The sequence below is a fragment of the Hyphobacterium sp. genome (assembly GCF_965228115.1).
In the GTDB taxonomy this organism is placed as follows: Bacteria; Pseudomonadota; Alphaproteobacteria; order Caulobacterales; family Maricaulaceae; genus Hyphobacterium.
In genome coordinates this window covers 2,162,852-2,179,928 of the sequence record NZ_OZ245794.1, presented here as the reverse complement: position 1 = coordinate 2,179,928, position 17,077 = coordinate 2,162,852, and the positions used below count along the sequence as shown (strand labels likewise).

The following is a 17,077-nucleotide window of genomic DNA, read 5'->3' as shown; positions in this document are numbered from 1 at the left end:
GCTCACTGATCGCCGTAAACTTCAGAAAGCGGGCGGACGGCCATACCATCCTGCAAGCGCGAAACACCGGCGGTGACGATCTGCTCTCCCGCAGCCAACCCGCTCGTTACTGCGATCTCGTCATCGACGATGTCGGCTGTTTCAACCGGTCGCCGAGAAACAATCCCACTGCCTGAGTCATAAACAAAAACCACCGGTTCTCCGGCCGAATCAAATCCCAGCGCATTGACCGGCACATGAACCGTATCCGGCAATTCCGCCAGAGATGAGAATTCGGCAAAAACGGTCGTGGACATGCCAGGCAATATATTGGCCGGGATGTCCTGTGGCAGAGCCAGTATGCCGCGATAGGTTTGTGATGCGGTGTCTGCTTCCGCGACCAGCTCCCGAGGTTCAAGTTCGAACCGCTGACCCGGCAGGAAAGCAAAGCTGGCTTCGATCCGCACGAGTTCATCAGCGTTAAAGGTCGCAACCAGATCCTCACCAATCGGTATGGAGACACGCAGCTCGCTGAGATCCTGCAAGCGCGCCACAGGCTGCCCGGCCGACACAACCGTGAAATTCTCAACCAGAACACGGCTGATCAACCCGCTGAACGGCGCTTCCAAGGTCGCGTTCTGCAGGGCTTGACGGGCATTGTCCCGCGCAACCAGGCGCAAATTGTATTGCGTCTGCGCATTGTCGCGGGCGGCTTCCGATGCAATGCCGCGATCAAACAGGGTTTGCTGGCGTTCCAGATCCGTCTGGGCCTGCTCCAATTGAACACGGGCCTCTCTTTCGGCGCGCCGGAAGTCCTCAAGATCAAGCCGCGCTACCAGCTCACCTTGTGTTATCGCCAGCCCGTCTGTGGCAGGCAGCTCGGCCAGCTGACCGCCGACCTGGAACGACAAATCCACAGACTGAATCGCTTCGATCCGGCCCACGAACTCATAATTTCGTTGAGGTCCAACACCTTCAACACTCGCGATCTGAACCAGGCGTGGCTGGCTTGGCGCTGGCGGCTCGCCTTCTGCGCAGGAAATCAACACGCCTGAAAGCGCAGTTATGAAAATCGATTGAATTGGCCGCATGTTCCCCGCCCGCTTGATGCTCAAGCCCATATTGGTTGGGCATTCAGTCGCCCAGTACCGAAAGCTGTCATTGGCATTCTGCGGCCATAGTGCGGATGCAGCAAGGCAACATCAATCCCGACTGGAAAAATTGGCAGCTGCGGCACATCTTTCCGGGATTAACAGACAGGGACCGCCATGACGCTCATCACCATTCCCAAACGACCAGGTCTGCGCCTGCGCAATCATTTTGCGCGCAATATGGCCCGCAAGGCCGGGCTGGCGCTGAGCCCGAATGTGGAGATGGAGGTCGGGCGCAAGATGCTGGCCGCAGCGGGCGACCGCATTCCACTGGAAAAGTCGGTCGTGAAAGCCGATGTCGAACTGGCCGGCCGGGATGCGCTGGTGTTTGGCCCGAAAACGCCGCGTCCCGGCCAGATGCTTTACATTCATGGCGGTGGCTATTGCCGGGGCTCGCCCCATGGCCACAGCCCGTTTGTTTCGAGACTGTCTGCCGCGTTGAATATCAAGATCCGCTCAAATACGTATCGCCTGGCACCAGAGCATCCTTTTCCCGCCGGGCTGGAAGATTGTGAAGCCGCTTATGACGCCCTGCGGGAGGGCATGGACGGTCCGCTGATTGTGGCGGGGGATTCTGCCGGAGGCGGTCTGGCGCTTGCGCTGACGACGCGGCTGAAAGCCAAGGGTCGGCCTCTGCCAGATGCGCTGATCCTGTTTTCGCCCTGGTGTGATCTGACGGTCACCGGAACAAGCACTCAGACCAAGAATGAGGTCGATCCAATGCTGCAGGGGCATTGGCTGCCAGAAGCGGTCAAGCTGTACGCGCCAGACATGGCCCCGGCCCAGCCGGAAATTTCACCGCTCTTTGCCGATTTTGCGGGCTTTCCCCCGACGTTGATCCAGACCGGCTCGGATGAAGTCTTGCTAGATGACAGTGTGCGCCTGGAATCGCGCATGAGCGAAGCGGGCGTCGATGCGACCTGCGAGATCTGGGAAGGCATGTGGCATGACTTTGCCATGTTCCAGCCCTTGCTGCCTGAAGGCCGGATGGCCGGAAAGCGCGCACGCGCCTGGCTGGATGAGCGGTTTCCCGCCTAGCTATTCCAGCTCCACCCTGACCGGCAGGTGTTTGATGCCGCCGACAAAGTGGGAGTGATTGAACTCCGGTTCGCCCGTCAGCTCTATGGACTTTACCTGTTCTGCCATCTTGGAGAGGAAGGCCGCGTTTTCCTGCCGCGCCAGGTGCATGCCCAGACAGATATGCGCGCCATGCCCGAAGGAGGCATGACGGGTCGACATATCCCGATGCGGGTTGAACGTGTTGGCATCTTCAAAAACCGCCTCATCCCGGCTGCCCGACGGGAACCAGAGCATCAGCGTGTCACCCTTTTTAAAGTCATGACCGCCAATCGTGATGTCTTCGGTTGCCGTCCGCAGGAAATGGCGCACGGGAGACGCCAGCCTGATTGATTCCTCGACGATCTTCGGTGCCATACCGGCCGGGTCGGCTTTCAATTCAGCGAAGACGTCCTGGTTCTGCGCCAGATGCCAGATAGCTTCTGACAAGGAGAAACTCGTCGTGTCATGCCCAGCCGTCGCGGTGATGATGTAATATCCCAGTTGCTCTGCCTCGCCGATGGGTTCGCCATCAATCCGGGCGTTGGCAATGACGCTGGCAAGGTCATCACGCGGATTGGCTTTGCGGTCTGCGGTTAGCGCCGTGAAATACGCGTAGAACTCCATGAAAGTGTTGATAATGCCCTGGGTAATCTCATCCTGGGATTTCTCATCGGCAGCGACATCCGGGTCTTCGGGTGAAAACAGCTCCTGCGTCAGCTGGAGCATTTTCGGATAATCCCCGGACGGGATGCCCATGGCTGCCATGATGACGCGGAGTGGATATTCCAGCGCAATGTCCTGAGCGAAGTCACACGCTCCCTGCGAAGCGGCCAATTTTTCCAGCGCGGTCTCGGCGGAGGCTTCCATTGCGCCTTTAAGCCGGGCGAGGTTTTTGGGCATGAACCAGCCTTGCGTCAGCATGCGCAAGGGCGGATGTTCGGGCGGATCAATCGAAACCAGGCTTTTGATAATGTGCACCGTACCGCCGGTGAAACCTTTCAGGGTTTCTTCGCGCTCGGTCGGCATCAACACCATGCGTGGTTCGACGATGAAGCTACCCGTGCTTTTTTCGACTTCGAAAATGTCAGCGTGGCGGGTGACATGCCAAAGATCGATATAGCCTTCTTTCCGGTGGAAATGGACCGGGCTGTTGGCGCGTAGCTCGGCCAGAATGCCAAGCTGGGCCGCACGATCGCCCCAGGATTTGGCCTCATACAAACGATCCAGTTCCGCCACGGTACTCTCCCCAATCGAACCTGAGGCGAGATTAGAGTGAACGCTGTTCAAGGCCAGCCCTTCTTGCGGCTGGCCACGAGATAAACGCCAGCTGAACGCGCATGTCAGCTTTGCCTCAGATGCCGGGAATTAAGGTCAACTTCAATCGATCACCCGCAACGCAAAAAGGAGTGCGGCCCATGTCTAACATTGCTCTTAAATCCCTGCTTTCCGCAGCAGCCCTGGCCGCCATCAGCGTCGGCGCCGCCGAAGCGCGCTATGATCCCGGCCTTTGCCAGCTCACGGTTTCAAACTCCCGCGATGGCAGTGGATTGATGACCGCGACCGCGGCACCGGGTTTTTCGGGCTTTTATGAGCTTGAAGCCTATCAAATCCGCCCGACCGGCACGCTGGACCTGTCGCAAGCCGGTCCTTTCCGGTCACGGGGCTGGGGCCCGACCCTGTTGAGTCAGGCCTCGCTGTCGACCAGCTATGCCGGCGCACCGGCCTTTGGACCGGAACGCCCGCGCGGTGTCCGCATCGCCAATGAAGGCTGGAATGACGGCGTCTATGGCCGCGATGTCAGCCTGCAAGCGACCTTGCGCGTCTATGACCAGTCCGGCCGGCTTGTTTGCAGCGATACCTATCGCAATCTGGCACCGGCGCGATCGCGCTTCGGCTATTAAGCCCTTTCTCCCTCCTGACCCTTCACGCGCCCGGGCTTGCCCGGGCGTTTTTTTCGCTAACCAATTCATCTACCTGAATTCATTGTGAATAACGCGATCAGGAATGGCTCAGCCGCAGGGCGCTAGATCTCTCCTCATGCCGGTCAAGCAATTCCGCCCCGGCCGTTTGACAGGAGAAACAAAATGAAACTTCGTATGCTTATCGCCAGCAGCCTCGCCGCTGCTTCGATTGTTGGTCTGGCCGGTGCGGCTGACGCGCAATCCCGCCGCAATCACGTGTCGGTAAATCAGTACGGCATCCAGAATGAAGTCGCAGGCCGGCAATACGGTACGCGCAACCGGGCTGTACTGTCCCAGGACGGATACCGCCAGCACATCCTCATCATGCAGGATGGCGCGCGCAACGGAACGACGGTGGCTCAGCAAGGCCGGTATAATGACGCCTATGTCGATCAATACGGTCAGCGCAATGATGCGGTGATTGGCCAGCGGGGTTTTAACAATGGTGCCACCGCTGTTCAGACGGGCCGGAACAATCTGTCGGGCATCTATCAGATGGGTTCGAACAATTCGGCCCTGACCGATCAGGCCGGCTCCAATAATGCCGGCGCGGTCATCCAGGTCGGCAATGGCAATAATGCCCATCTGCGTCAGCGCGGAAACGGCAATGTGACGCTGATCATCCAGGGCGATCACTAAACCACCATCAATCCAAGCGTATCAAAGAGCGCGCCGGGTCCGCCCGGCGCGCTTTCTTGTTATTTCTGTTAAGCGGCAATTTTGGTCTGTACACGATCCGGTCATGATGTTTAATTCCGCGATCAACTTGAAGGGTCGATTATATGTACAAGTATCTTTTGATTGGTGGTGCCAGCCTTCTGCTCGCCGCATGCCAGACCACCAGCGACAGCGCCAATGCCATGCCGCAACAAACGGCAAGCGCGACCATGAGTTCGGAAGACGGAGCAACCGAAGGCGTCGATCCGGATGCCGAAATCTGCCGCCGGGTTCAGCAAACCGGTACCCGCTTCCAGACCCGCGTCTGCATGACGCAGGCGGAATGGGATGCGCAACAAGAAGACGCATCGGAAGCGGCTCGTGTGATGCAACGCAATATCGAACCAAATTGCGGCGTGTCAGGCTCCTGCTAACGATCAATTCAATTCTCTCGGAAAAGCCACTGGCAGCCGCTGGTGGCTTTTTTGATTCAGCTAACACCTGACTGTCGCACCAGCTTTGTGTTGGGTGAAAACCAGCTTCAAGGGTCAGCGTCCGACCCCCGTCACGCAGGCGTGAATAGACACAATAAGGCCGGACCGGCATATTCCTCTCTGGTTGGGAGGAAAAAAGATGGACAGATTTTTATTGATTGCGGTTGCTGGCCTGTTTCTTACAGCTTGCGCAACCACCAGTGAGGAAAGCGCCAGCGCTGTTCCGCAACAAACCGCCAGCGCGGCCATGCCCACATCCGAGATGCAAGACGGAGCGACCGAGGCTGTTGATCCGGACGCAGAAGTCTGCCGCCGGGTTCGGCAAACCGGAACCCGCTTCCATACCCGCATTTGCATGACTCAGGCGGAGTGGGACAATCAACACGCAGACGCTCAGGAAGCTACCCGGCATATGCAACGGACGATTGAACCGCCCTGTCAGGTCTCTGGTACCTGCTAGCCGTTGAACGGGGATGAAAACAGGTCATCGGCACTCGCCGGTGGCCTTTTTCTATGCGGAAATGACAAGCCCGTCGCGGGCCATGGCGTCCCCGGCAATGAGCTTGTTGTAGATATCGAGGCAGGCGTCCGCACCGTTGAACTCGCGGAAAGTCAGCCAGGATTTTGCACGACCAGCAAAGTCGAGCCAGGACTGACCATAGGCGGATTGAAATCCACCAGCGCCGAGCTCGGCAATCACCCTTTGCACATGGTCCGGTGCGAAAAAGAAGCTGGGCTTTGGTCCGGGCAGGTCTGGTGCGGGCGTGCTGTCTTCCCAATGGGCTCCGCCGACGCGGATATTCACCGTGAGATCTCGTGCCAAGCGTTGGTGAAGCGCACGATTGATGTCCGCATTGCCCGCAAAATCGACAATGGCGGACGCTGTCCCTAGGGAAAGCTCCGGAATATCCGCATACGTCACGACGCGGTCATAGAGGCCCAGCCTCTCCACGAAATCCCGGGAGCCTTGCGAGGTCAGCCCCACGACCTCAACGCCGGCCGGGTTTTCATCGCGCAGGCATTTCGCCATTCCGATCGCGGTTTTACTCGACGCGCTCGTCAGGAAGACTTGCTCGGCACCAAAGCCCTTTTCCGCGTTGAGATATCGCGCCAGAAGCCATCCCGTCAGAAAGAGGGGCTGCAACACCATTTGTTCGGCTTCGTGGCTGGCCGAATATGCGGCGTCCCCCGCACATCGAACATAGCGATTATACGGCGCCGCCAATTCGGCACGATGAGCACTTACGTCAATGAAACCTGCCGGCGTGATTTTATCCGCTTGAACCACCAGTTCAGATGCCGCTGGAAAATAACCATACACGCGTTCGCCGACCCCCAGCGCCGGATGCCGGCTCTCGGTGATTTCGGCAAACCCCCATACGGGTAACCGGCCTTTGTTCGATGCGCTGGCCGGGAAAAAGTCCCAATACCGCATCACCTCGCCAAAAGCGGCATAGGTGATGTTATTGGCCGTCAAGGCAAACCGGTCGAGCTTGAGCCGGACTTCGCCCTCTCCCAGCGTTTCGGGATGCACTTCAATGATCTCGGCCTTGCGGATATCTGCCTTGTCGATTTCCAATGCCCATGCCGGCATGACTGCCCCTCCGGAGTTTATTTGGCCCAAAGCTAATGATGGTTGGGTTCAGCGCAAGCTTGCCGCGCCGTCGCTTTGACGCATAACTCCCGACATGACAGATTTTGCTTCTGATTTTGATAGCTGGCGCAACCACGCGCAATGGATGGACGGCCCGCACGGGCGGATTGCCTATTGGACAGCCGGTAGCGGAAAGCCGCTTGTCCTGATTCATGGTTTTCCAACGGCCAGTTGGGACTGGTCGCGGATGTGGGCGCCTCTACTGGACAGCGGGCGGAAATTGATCGCGCTGGACATGCTGGGATTTGGCCTGTCCGACAAGCCGCGCGACCATACCTATGATCTGATGCAACAAGCCGATCTGCATTCGCAGCTGCTCGGGCAACTTGGCATTCATGCCTATGACATTCTGGCTCATGACTATGGTGTGTCCGTCGCGCAAGAATTGCTGGCCCGGCAGGAAGAGGGGCTAGCGGGGCCGGTTATCAACTCGGTGGTCTACCTCAATGGCGGGCTGATCCCGGGCGAACACCGCCCCCGGCTGATCCAGCATTTGCTGGAAGGTCCATTAGGGCCGCTGATCTCACAGCTGCTCTCCCGACGTCGGTTCGGAAAATCCTTCAGCGCGGTTTTCGGGCCGGACACCCAGCCCGACAAGGACGAGCTCGATCAGTTCTGGCAATTGATGACCCATAAGAACGGCCATCGGCTGGGCCACAAGCTGATCCGCTACATGCAGGATCGGCGCGATTACAAGGACCGCTGGGTGGGCGTGCTGGAACGTGCGATCGTGCCCCAGCGCCTGATCAATGGCGTGCTGGACCCGGTTTCCGGCGGGCATTTGGCAGATGCCTATGCGGCGCTTGTTCCGGACGCAGATATCATCCGGCTGAACGATGTCGGGCACTACCCGCAATGGGAAGCCCCCGACCGCGTTCTGGCTGCCACGCTCGAATTCCTCGAGCGTTAAGCAGCGTGCCAGCTTTCACCCCTTAGAAGGGTGACAGATCCCAGACGAAGGCAAAGACCATCAGCGAAACAGCGGCCAGCCCGGTCAGCGCCACCCCTGTCAGCGTGCCGATCCGCACGGAGCCACTCGCTCTTGACCGGAAGATCTGGATCAAGGCCAACAGGCCGAGCACACCGGACGCGAGACCGAGCCACGCCCCCAGCATTGCCGGTCCCTTTGACAGGCCCGCGACAATCGCGAATTCGGAAATGTCGAAAGCCTTGTAGCCAGCCAACCCCATTAGCGCCGGGAAGGCGAGGCCGGTCAGCGCTGCGCCCCAGGCCAGCCAGCGGGCTCCGCCGGTGGCCGCATGCATCTCGCCTGCAGGACGCCGGCCGATCAATCGGGCGAGGAAGGCAAGCGGATAGATGAAGGCCGAAAGCAGAAGCACAAAGAGCGAGACGCCCGCCCACGCTCCGGCAGGAGCCAGGTTGGCTGGATCGTCGACCGCAATCAGCCCGGCGCGGATAATCGCATCAGTCTGATAGAGCGAAACAAATTCCGGTTCCGGGACGACGGTTTCAAAACAACTGGCATCTGCTGCCTGCGGATCGGGATTGTCGAAGAAGGCATTCAGGAAGGGTCCGGCGCATTCCGGCTCCGAGCGGGTCGGACCATGACCGGCAAAAGGCACCTCGATATACCGTGCATTGGTAAGGCCCGGCATGATCTGATGCGCCATTTCCGGAGGCGTGACCGGGTCCCAGGCCCCATTGACGACCAGCACGGGCCGGTCGCTTTGCGTCATCCCGTAATTGGCAGGCGACAGGCCTTCGTCCACGCAAACCTGGGCGACATAAGCCGAACTTTCGATAAAGCCGGTGCCGGCAAATTCGGGGTTTTCCGCCAGATCGTCGGCGGCCACTTCTGCCGCGGACGCATGGAAACCGTCATTACAGCGAATGGCATTTGCCATGCCGGCAGAAAATCCCGTTCCTCCGCCCAGATCCCCATTGGCGATCAGCTCAAAGACCCGCTGATCCTGATTCTCGACAGCCCTGACCATGAATTCGGTGACGGCCGGGATCGCCGGATGCGCGCTCTGCTCATACATCATCGAAAAAGCCGGAAAGAGCAGCAATTCCGGACCAAACCGCACCTGGCCATCCGGATAGACTTCCGGATTGTCCACTTCCACCACGACCGGGTTTTCCTGCATCTGGGCAATGGCCGCATCGAGACGCGGACGCAAACCGTCGCAGACCGCGTCATCCGCGCAGCTTTCAAAAATCTTGTCGAGCGCCACATTCACCCAGCGCCCGATGCGCATCAGCTCGAGCATATCCAGCGGCGCAATGGCATCAATGACCATGGCGCGAGTGCCCTCGGCATCCTCCCGCAGCACCATCTGGCCCAGGGTAGAGCCATAGGAAATGCCCCAGACATTCCAGTCTTCATATCCCAGCGCCTGCCGCAGGGAACGTACATCGCGGGCGTTTTCAACGGTGCTATACGCGGCGAGATCGACGCCCGCAGCGGCAGCGGTCCGGAAGCATTCCCGCATGCGTTCCGCCTGATTGCGCGCCGCTTCATCAATGGTGTCCCCCCACGCCAGATCGCGGCGGACGGTATCGAAATACTCGCAGAAATCGCCGGAGTTACCGATGCCGCGGTGTTCGAGGATATAAAGATCCCGCTGTTCCAGAATGTCATGTTCGCGCAGACGATCGGCATAGGTTTCGAGCATGACACCCGGCCCGCCGGTCAGATAAATGGCGGGATCAGCGCGCACCTCCGCCTCGTCTTCTGCCGTCGAGGCAATCCGCACATAAAGCAACTGGATAAAGCGCGTGTCCGGGTTGGTCCGGTTTTCCGGCACTTCAATGAACCCGCAAGTCATATCGCCCGGCTCGTAATCGAACGAGAAGGGACAGACGACATCGGTGACGTCCGAGACCGGCCAATCGAGGACGACCGGTTCGAGGGGGGCCGCGTCTGCCACCACCTCTTCGATGGAAACTGCTTCAGCGGCCTCATTGGCCACCTCTGCGGATTCCTGGGCCTGGACAACCTCTTCCTGAGCCCAGCCAGAAGCTGCGCTCAGCAGCAACGCCGATACCGCAATAACACCCGATTTCATTTTTAAACTCTCCCCACGCACCCGGCGAAAAACCGGTTTGCCCTCAAGATTACCCGCAAAGCCTAGAAGCGCAAATGATGGCGGCGGAGGGCGCCCTATGGATGCGCAGACCAAGCCGCCGGTTGTCAGGTGTTTATCCTCTCTTCACGCTCTTCAGCCGGCGCTTTAATGCGGACACCCCGGCACCCAGATCGGCGTGTCAGGCCTAGTCGACACCCAGCGTCAGTACCGGAACATTACTGCCGGTGACGGATTTCAGCCGGATCAGATAGCTGACCAGGTTGAACGTGGTTTTCGAGCTGAGATCCGCGTCATCAATCCAGAACCAGTATCCGCGATGTTCGACCGCGACGAAGGCCTGATCCGGGCGGTCGGGGCCGCTGTGCACCCGGAAAATGCCGTCCAGGAAGGTGTTCCAGTCCGGTGTTTCGCTGGAGACCGGCTGGGCATTGGTGGTCAGGCCCGCCGCATTATGAGAGGCTGGCACGTCAATATTGTGCGAAAGCAGATAAAGCGTGCCGAGGATGGACCGGGTTTGAAGCTGGATGCCTTCGCGGTCAGTTTCGGCCAGCAGGCGAAGCGGCAAGCGGTTGCCATCAAACGCAGCGCCAAAGCGCGAGGCGATCGCCGGCAAGTCGTCCCTGGCCTGCCCGAAGAACAGCAAGGACGCATCCTCGCCCGTATGGAGCAGCGTCAGGTTTTCATCGCGCTGATAGGCCCGGAGCTCTTCGGTAAAGTGTCTAAAGGCACTATTGTCCGGGACAATGTCGGGTGTTGGCCCGGATGCGCGCGGCGAATTGGTGAGGTCGCCAAATCGCTCGACACAGCACAGCAGGATGCGTTCAATCGACCAGCCCGAGCGCGCCAGCAGATATAGATCGGACGTGCTGAGCGGGGTCAACATGGCCGTCGCAAACTGGGCATCATCCATGGGCGACATGGAAATCACCGGGCTGCGCGAATAACTCGCCGAGCCGCCCACGCCGAAATCATTCAGAAAATTGCCCATGGGCGAAAACGCGGTTTCTGCCGATGCCCCGGTGGCAAATTCCTGAACTTCGGCCACGCTGGTGATCTGCAAAAACTGGGTCGTGTCGCGATAGCGCAATCGCACCATGTTGAGCAGTAATTGCTCATCGCTGCTCTGTGACAGCGCATAGTTGAAATCGACGGCTGTGCCCGGCGCTGCCTGAGATCCGTTGGGGACCGAAACGCAGGCGCTTAAACCCAGGGTAACGAGAAAAATCACAACCGTTCGGAACATTGGGGCCCTTAGCGCTAAATCGAAACTCTGGCGCAAGAGTGGTTAAATCCCGAGCCAGGTTGAAATCTATCCAAAGACGAAATGGGGACAAGCTGAATGTGACAGACAGCAGAGGGCCGTCCGATTGATTACAGGTGCTTGGCGTGCGGGCTGACAGGTCTGGTCGTGCAAACAAAGTGGCGGAGAGAGAGGGATTCGAACCCTCGGAACGCTTGCGCGCTCAACGGTTTTCGAGACCGCCCCGTTCGACCACTCCGGCACCTCTCCGCGGGGACCCGCGTTAAACAGGAGTGGTCGAACAAAATCAAGCGTTACGCGCTGGGCAAGCCCAGTGCGGGGCGACCCCTCCGGCACTCCTACTCTTTTGACCTAAAGGCCGCGCTGTGTGGTCAGATAGGTCGCGAAACTGCCGAGCCAGTGGCTGCCGGAATAATGCGCGTCAGAAACCGAAGCGATACCGGCTTCAGCATGGATGACCGCGCTGGCCAGAATGGCCGCCCGGCGCGGATCCTCGTCTGGCAGGGCCGACGCAATGCCTTCGAGGGCCCAGGCCCGCGACAGGTTAAGTCCATCAAGATGCACCAGCTTGCCATCGGTCGCATCGAGCACCACCGCCACATCCAGCCAGTCTGAACTTCCATCCTGCGGGATTTGCGGCAGGAACTCGCCTAGCCAGGCCGAATAAACCTCGGGAGCCATTACGCGCCGCATCAGATCGGCAACCATCAAGCAGGGGGAGAGAAAATCCTCGCCCGAGGGCTCATAGGCGAGCGGGCAGTTGATATCGGCTTCATGGAAGGCGAGCGATTTCTCAACCAGCAAGTCCTCCAGCGGCTCATTGCCGACGGTACGCGCATAATCGATCATCAACCCAAAGGCGAAGGCTGTCTGGGCATGGGTGCCCAAGCGGATCGGATAGACCAGATTGGGCAGCCAGGCTTCAATCTGCGCGACAATTTCATCTTCCAGCGGCCGCAAGGTTTCGCGCCATTCCGTTTGCAGCGGATCGCCGCTTTCTTCCAGTTCGGCCACGAGTTGGAGGAACCAGGCGAGCCCGTAAGGCCGCTCGAAGGAGGCCCGGCCTGCTTGCGTGTAATAGGCCACCTCTCCGGCAATATTACTTTCGGTGAAGCTGCGCGCCAGAGCGGTCTCGATCGCCGGGCGCATCGGAGTCTCAGGATCGGTCGCCAGAATACGGGTGAGCAGCCAATGTCCATGCACCGACGAGTGCCAGTCAAAACAGCCATAGAAGGCGGGATAAAGCTCGCTTGGGGTTCTGGCATCTTCTGCGCTTTGCAGAACATGGCTGATCTTGTTGGGGAATTCCTGATGCACACAGCTGAGCGCCAGATTGGCGAACCGGTCCTCCACCACGCCGGGCCGGGGGTCTGGCCAGCTGAGGGGCGGATGCGCCTCGTCCTCTATGGCCGGGCTGCAGGCCATCAAAAATACCACAGCGCCCAGGCTCATCCCTGCCCGATTGATCATGATCTCCCCCTTTGTGGTCTTGCCCCAATTGCTCTTGACCATAACGCCGGAACATTCCGCGTAAACACAGGCGGCACCCTGGCCCGATTGCGCTTTTGGCGTTGACTTTTCCGCATCATTAAGGGTATGTCCCGCGCTCCTTCGGGCAAAAGCCCGGTTCACAACGCCCGCCGGGACAGGTGGGGAAGAAAAAGAGCAGGCGTAAAGTCCTGTTGCAGAAAGGAAATTATCATGTTCGCAGTCATCCAGACTGGCGGCAAGCAGTATACCGTCGCCCCGGGCGACGAGATCTCCGTCGAAAAACTCGAAGGCAAGGCCGGCGATAACATCGTTATCGAAGAGGTTTTGATGCTGGGCGGTGACAAGGGCGTCACCGTGGGTTCGCCGCGTGTTGAAGGCGCCTCGGTAGTTGCCGAGCTTGTCGAAAATGCGCGCGACAAGAAAGTCATCGTCTTTAAAAAGCGCCGCCGTCAGAACTACCGCCGCAAGGCTGGTCACCGCCAGTGGTTCTCGAAGCTGAAAATCGCCGAGATCATCGAGCCGGGCGCCAAGAAGAAAGCGCCGGCGAAAAAGGCTGAGGGCGAGACAAAAGCACCGGCCAAGAAAGCCGCTGCAAAGAAACCTGCTGCGAAGAAAGCAGCCCCGAAAAAAGCTGCGGCCAAAAAGCCCGCCGCGAAGAAGTCAGAGGACTAATCCATGGCACATAAAAAAGCAGGCGGTTCATCCCGTAACGGGCGCGACTCAGAAGGCCGGCGCCTTGGCGTGAAGAAATTCGGTGGCCAGGAAGTGGTTCCGGGCAACATCATCGTGCGTCAGCGCGGCACCAAATTCTATCCGGGCGACAATGTCGGCATGGGCAAGGATCACACCCTCTTTGCGCTGACCGGCGGCCGTGTGGCATTCGCCAAGAAATCCGGCGGCAAGATGTTTGCCTCCGTCGTCCCGATGGACGAGGCCAAATAGGGCAGCCGGACAGACCCGGACCGCCCCACCCATGGGCGGAACCGGCGTAAAAGATTTCAAGGGGAGGCGGGTTCCGCCTCCCCTTTTTCTTTGCCCCTCCGGAGCCATCCAATGCGAGACCGGATTGAAACTGACAGGTTGATCCTGCGGCCGCTGGAATTTCGCGATGCCGCCGATATTCATCGGCATTGCCAGGACAGTGAGATCACCCGCAATACGGCGCGCCTGCCGCAGACCTACTCCCAGCATGATGCCGAGATGTTTGTGCTGATGAGCCGGGCGGCGCACGGAAAAACACCGGCCCGCAACTATGCGATTGCCGACAAGGGCTCTGATCGCTTGATCGGCTGTTGCGGGCTGTTCCAGCGATATGGCGAAGGCTCTGACTGGGAAATCGGTTATTGGATGGGCGCAGATCATCGCCGCCAGGGGCTGACCACGGAGGCCGTGTCTGCGCTTTGCCGCGCGGCGACCGCTGATCTGAGCGCAAAACGCCTCATGGCTGGTCACTTCCGTGATAACCCGGTATCGGGGCACGTTCTGGAAAAACTCGGCTTCATATATACCGGTGAAACAACGCGGCTATTCTGCATGGGCCGGATGGATTATGCCGAGAGCTTGGACATGGAGAGAAACCTCGGATAAGTCACCGCCATGAAATTCCTTGATCAGGCAAAAATCTTTATCCGCTCGGGCGATGGCGGCAACGGGGCCGTCGGCTTCCGGCGGGAGAAATATGTCGAATTTGGCGGCCCGGATGGCGGCGATGGCGGTAAGGGCGGTGATGTCTGGGCCGAGACCGTCGAGGGCCTGAATACGCTGATCGATTATCGCTACCAGCAGCACTTCAAGGCCGCCAAGGGCGATGGCGGGGCTGGGTCCAACCGCACCGGTGCCGCTGGCAAGGATGTGGTTTTGAAACTGCCCGTCGGCACGCAGATCCTCGATGAAGATCGCGAATCCGTTTTGCTGGATCTCACCGAGCCGGGCGAGCGCGTCCTTTTGATGGAGGGCGGGCGCGGCGGCAAGGGCAATGCGTTCTTCAAATCTGCCACCAATCAGGCCCCGCGCCATGCTCAGAAAGGCGAACCCGGCGTGGAACGCTGGATCTGGCTGCGCCTGAAACTGATTGCGGATGCGGGTCTGGTCGGTCTGCCCAACGCCGGGAAGTCGACCTTCCTGTCGGCCGTCAGCCGCGCGCATCCGAAAATCGCTGCCTACCCGTTCACGACGCTGCATCCGCATCTGGGCGCGGTTGATCTGGCCGCAGATGCACGCTTTGTGATCGCGGACATTCCGGGCCTGATTGAAGGCGCGCATGAAGGCGCCGGTATTGGTGACCGCTTCCTGGGACATATCGAACGCTGCGCGACACTGCTTCACCTCGTGGACGGCACGCAGGAGGATGTGGCGGAGGCTTATGTCACCGTGCGCAAGGAGTTGGAAGCCTATGGAGCGGGACTGGCTGGCAAGCCGGAGATTGTCGCGCTGAACAAGATTGATGCAGTGCCCGAAGACGAGCTGCCGGAAAAACGAGACGCACTGGAAGCCGCCTGTGGAAGGCCGGTCCTGACAGTGTCTGGGGCGAGCAGCGACGGTGTCCGCGACGCTCTGTTTGCTGTCTGGGACAACATCAAGTCCAAGCGGGAGGCTGAGGCCCGGCCGGATCCGGAAGACGAAGACGGCGAAGGAAGCTGGACGCCGTGACACGCCATAAACCTCCGGTCCGGTTCGCCGCCGCCATCCGGCGCGGCCGCCGCGCCCCGCCCCTGAAAGGCGAAGCGCTAACACCAGGAATGACGGTGGGCCTGTTCGGCGGCAGTTTTGACCCGGTTCATGCCGGCCACTTGCATGTTGCCCATACCGCCCTGCGGCATTTGTCGCTGGATCGTGTGTGGTGGATCGTCTCGCCGCAAAACCCGTTGAAACACCGGAAAGCCGGGGACTTCCTGCGCCGCTATATCGCCGTGCGGGAAGCCGCCAGCGCGCCCCGCATGGTCATTTCGGATATCGAGCATCGGGCGGGCATCTACACAACAGCCGAGCTGGTCGCAGTGCTGTCGCAGCGCTATCCGCGTGTCCGCTTCGTGTGGATCATGGGCGCCGATAATTTAAGGCAGTTTCATCGTTGGCACCGCTGGCGCGATATCGCGAAAGCCATGCCAATCGCGATCATTGCCCGCCCGCAAGACCCGATCCGGGCCAGGCTGGCGCCCGCTGCCCGGCAAATGGCCCGCCACCGCGTGAAAGAAGGCCATGCGGCAGTGCTTGCGCACCAGGATGCGCCGGGGTGGACCTATCTGACAGAACCCTTACATACGGAATCGTCGACGCTGCTTCGCAGCAAACCGCCCGCCTGAGCCGTCAGCCAATGCCGAGTAATTCCATGACAGAGCCGAGCCCGAAGGGCACGCTGTCTTTCTTCAAGGACCTTCATCCGCCAAAATCCAGGTTTCTGGATGATGTGCTGGACGGCTTGTCGAAGCCCCAGAAATCCATCCCGCCCAAGCATTTCTATGATGCGCGCGGGTCAGCCCTTTTTGACGATATTACGGATACCGAAGACTATTACGTCACCCGGACCGAGTTGGGCATTCTTGATGCCATTGCCGGTGAAATTGCGGAACGGGCCGGTCCCGGCGCAGTGGTGATCGAGCCCGGATCCGGTTCCAGCGTCAAGATCGACAAGCTTTTGAACGCGTTGGATAATCCGGCAGGATATGTCGGTCTGGATATCTCGAAAACACATCTGATTGCGGCCTGTGAAGATCTCGCCTCGCGCTTTCCGGGGCTGTCCGTCGGCGCGATCTGTGCGGACTTCACGCAACCGGTCCCGCTGGATGACTACCCGGTACCCGACGGCAAACGTCTGGTGTTTTTTCCGGGCTCTACGATTGGCAATTTCGAACCGGATGAAGCGCAGGCGCTGTTGGAAACCTACCGCAGCTGGCTGCGGCCGGGCGATGCGCTGTTGATCGGTGCCGACCGGGTGAAATCGGCACAGATACTTGAAAACGCTTATGACGATACAGGCGGCATTACCGCCGATTTCAATCTCAACCTCTTATCGCGGATCAATCGCGAGCTTGACGGCGACATTGATGTCGAAGCCTTCGCCCACAAGGCACTCTGGAATGAGGAAAAGGCCCGGGTGGAAATGCATCTGGTCGCGCGGCGTAGTCTGACTTTTTCGGTGGATGGGCGAAGGTTTTCGATGGAGGCCGGTGAAAGCTTGCACACTGAAAACTCTCACAAGTTCACGATCGACCGCTTTCATGCCCTGGCAAAGGCTGCGGGCCTGTCGGTTTCGGCGCAATGGAGTGATGATCGGGAGTATTTCACACTCTACTGGCTCGAACGTGCGGAAACTGTGTGATA

General features: G+C 59.4%; 18 protein-coding genes and 1 tRNA gene. 12 read left to right on the top strand and 7 right to left on the bottom strand.

All coding sequences use genetic code 11. The features are described from left to right. Positions 1 to 2 precede the first annotated feature (2 nt). Positions 3 to 1,070 carry an efflux RND transporter periplasmic adaptor subunit gene (locus ACO079_RS11290; RefSeq protein ID WP_421790103.1) on the bottom strand — a complete coding sequence of 356 codons (1,068 nt, stop codon included), beginning with the start codon at positions 1,068 to 1,070 and terminating at the stop codon, positions 3 to 5. A gap of 177 nt (positions 1,071 to 1,247) precedes the next feature. On the opposite strand from ACO079_RS11290, the gene ACO079_RS11285 reads away from it, so the two are divergent. Next, a complete protein-coding gene (locus tag ACO079_RS11285; RefSeq protein ID WP_421790101.1) occupies positions 1,248 to 2,168 on the top strand; it encodes an alpha/beta hydrolase in 921 nt (306 codons plus the stop codon). On the opposite strand, the gene ACO079_RS11280 is transcribed toward ACO079_RS11285, so the two are convergent. Beyond that, positions 2,169 to 3,425, bottom strand: a complete 1,257-nt coding sequence (locus ACO079_RS11280) for a cytochrome P450 (RefSeq protein WP_421790099.1) — start codon at positions 3,423 to 3,425, stop codon at positions 2,169 to 2,171. It lies immediately after the preceding gene. Positions 3,426 to 3,604: 179 nt separating this feature from the next. Between ACO079_RS11280 and ACO079_RS11275 the strand changes: the two genes are divergently transcribed. The 4 genes from ACO079_RS11275 to ACO079_RS11260 all read left to right on the top strand — a co-directional run bounded on the left by ACO079_RS11275 (position 3,605) and on the right by ACO079_RS11260 (position 5,761). Further along, a complete protein-coding gene (locus ACO079_RS11275) occupies positions 3,605 to 4,090 on the top strand; it encodes a hypothetical protein (RefSeq protein WP_421790097.1) in 486 nt (161 codons plus the stop codon). A gap of 183 nt (positions 4,091 to 4,273) precedes the next feature. After that, positions 4,274 to 4,789, top strand: a complete 516-nt coding sequence (locus ACO079_RS11270; protein WP_421790096.1) for a curlin-associated protein — start codon at positions 4,274 to 4,276, stop codon at positions 4,787 to 4,789. A gap of 143 nt (positions 4,790 to 4,932) precedes the next feature. Further along, complete coding sequence (locus ACO079_RS11265) at positions 4,933 to 5,241, top strand: hypothetical protein (protein ID WP_421790094.1); 309 nt, start codon at positions 4,933 to 4,935, stop codon at positions 5,239 to 5,241. 199 nt (positions 5,242 to 5,440) lie between these two features. Then, positions 5,441 to 5,761, top strand: a complete 321-nt coding sequence (locus ACO079_RS11260; RefSeq protein WP_421790092.1) for a hypothetical protein — start codon at positions 5,441 to 5,443, stop codon at positions 5,759 to 5,761. 51 nt (positions 5,762 to 5,812) lie between these two features. Here the strand turns inward: ACO079_RS11260 and ACO079_RS11255 are convergent, their stop codons facing one another. Continuing rightward, the gene (locus ACO079_RS11255) at positions 5,813 to 6,895 is read right to left on the bottom strand and encodes a DUF2855 family protein (RefSeq protein WP_421790090.1); all 1,083 of its coding nucleotides are present in this window, start codon (positions 6,893 to 6,895) and stop codon (positions 5,813 to 5,815) included. Between the two features lie 94 nt (positions 6,896 to 6,989). Between ACO079_RS11255 and ACO079_RS11250 the strand changes: the two genes are divergently transcribed. Continuing rightward, positions 6,990 to 7,865 (top strand): alpha/beta fold hydrolase, encoded by an 876-nt coding sequence (locus ACO079_RS11250; protein ID WP_421790088.1) that lies wholly within the window; start codon positions 6,990 to 6,992, stop codon positions 7,863 to 7,865. A 22-nt stretch (positions 7,866 to 7,887) separates the two neighbouring features. Here the strand turns inward: ACO079_RS11250 and ACO079_RS11245 are convergent, their stop codons facing one another. From ACO079_RS11245 to ACO079_RS11230, 4 genes are all read right to left on the bottom strand, one after another. Continuing rightward, positions 7,888 to 9,984: an alpha/beta fold hydrolase gene (locus tag ACO079_RS11245; protein WP_421790086.1), complete on the bottom strand. Its 2,097-nt coding sequence runs from the start codon at positions 9,982 to 9,984 to the stop codon at positions 7,888 to 7,890. 205 nt (positions 9,985 to 10,189) lie between these two features. Next, positions 10,190 to 11,248 (bottom strand): hypothetical protein, encoded by a 1,059-nt coding sequence (locus tag ACO079_RS11240; RefSeq protein WP_421790084.1) that lies wholly within the window; start codon positions 11,246 to 11,248, stop codon positions 10,190 to 10,192. Between the two features lie 177 nt (positions 11,249 to 11,425). Then, positions 11,426 to 11,515, bottom strand: a tRNA-Ser gene (locus ACO079_RS11235). A gap of 102 nt (positions 11,516 to 11,617) precedes the next feature. After that, the gene (locus ACO079_RS11230; RefSeq protein WP_421792954.1) at positions 11,618 to 12,691 is read right to left on the bottom strand and encodes a DUF2891 domain-containing protein; all 1,074 of its coding nucleotides are present in this window, start codon (positions 12,689 to 12,691) and stop codon (positions 11,618 to 11,620) included. Between the two features lie 276 nt (positions 12,692 to 12,967). Here ACO079_RS11230 and rplU point away from each other — a divergent pair, with 276 nt between their 5' ends. The 6 genes from rplU to egtD all read left to right on the top strand — a co-directional run bounded on the left by rplU (position 12,968) and on the right by egtD (position 17,075). Continuing rightward, on the top strand, positions 12,968 to 13,429 hold the full coding sequence (gene rplU, locus ACO079_RS11225; RefSeq protein ID WP_421790082.1) for a 50S ribosomal protein L21: 462 nt from the start codon (positions 12,968 to 12,970) through the stop codon (positions 13,427 to 13,429). A gap of 3 nt (positions 13,430 to 13,432) precedes the next feature. Next, positions 13,433 to 13,699: a 50S ribosomal protein L27 gene (rpmA, locus tag ACO079_RS11220; RefSeq protein ID WP_421790080.1), complete on the top strand. Its 267-nt coding sequence runs from the start codon at positions 13,433 to 13,435 to the stop codon at positions 13,697 to 13,699. A gap of 111 nt (positions 13,700 to 13,810) precedes the next feature. Next, positions 13,811 to 14,344, top strand: coding sequence for a GNAT family N-acetyltransferase (locus tag ACO079_RS11215; RefSeq protein ID WP_421790078.1), 534 nt, complete (start codon positions 13,811 to 13,813; stop codon positions 14,342 to 14,344). 9 nt (positions 14,345 to 14,353) lie between these two features. Then, positions 14,354 to 15,406 (top strand): GTPase ObgE, encoded by a 1,053-nt coding sequence (obgE, locus tag ACO079_RS11210; RefSeq protein ID WP_421790076.1) that lies wholly within the window; start codon positions 14,354 to 14,356, stop codon positions 15,404 to 15,406. Continuing rightward, positions 15,403 to 16,059 (top strand): nicotinate-nucleotide adenylyltransferase, encoded by a 657-nt coding sequence (locus ACO079_RS11205; RefSeq protein WP_421790074.1) that lies wholly within the window; start codon positions 15,403 to 15,405, stop codon positions 16,057 to 16,059. Before obgE ends, ACO079_RS11205 begins: the two co-directional genes overlap by 4 nt. 26 nt (positions 16,060 to 16,085) lie before the next feature. Then, on the top strand, positions 16,086 to 17,075 hold the full coding sequence (gene egtD / locus ACO079_RS11200) for an L-histidine N(alpha)-methyltransferase (RefSeq protein WP_421790073.1): 990 nt from the start codon (positions 16,086 to 16,088) through the stop codon (positions 17,073 to 17,075). The last annotated feature ends 2 nt before the right edge of the window (positions 17,076 to 17,077 follow it).